Here is a 365-nt window from a genome sequence, read left to right as displayed (position 1 = left end):
GCCTAAATAAACAGCAAAAGACGCCCCATCTCCCTTACTGAAGAGACGAAGGTCGTCTTTTACTGCACGCTTATGACTGCTCTGACAAAGCTACATTTTGCGGTTTCGCTTTTTTCTCCGGGCGCCCTGCAAAGAAAACGCCGCCGAGAATACAGATGAGTCCGAACAGTAAATTCCAATGGATCGCTTCATCCAACAGCGCGTAGCCCCACAGGATCGCTGTGACCGGGACCAGATAGGTCACCATCGAGGTGAATTGTGCACCCGCTTTTTGGATCAGGTAATAGAAAATGATATAGGCAACTCCGGAGCCGAAAATTCCCAAGCCTCCGAGTGCAAGCATAACGTCAGGCTGGAGCACCGCT

1 protein-coding gene is annotated in these 365 nt (G+C 50.7%); it reads right to left on the bottom strand.

The window, feature by feature from the left end; translation table 11 throughout:
• Positions 1-70 precede the first annotated feature (70 nt).
• Positions 71-365: DMT family transporter (locus EDM56_RS30945; RefSeq protein ID WP_148040449.1), on the bottom strand; the 295-nt coding region annotated here is incomplete at its 5' end.

This window comes from Brevibacillus fluminis (assembly GCF_003710825.1).
GTDB lineage: Bacteria > Bacillota > Bacilli > Brevibacillales > Brevibacillaceae > Brevibacillus_D > Brevibacillus_D fluminis.
This window is presented reverse-complemented; position numbering and strand designations above follow the sequence as displayed.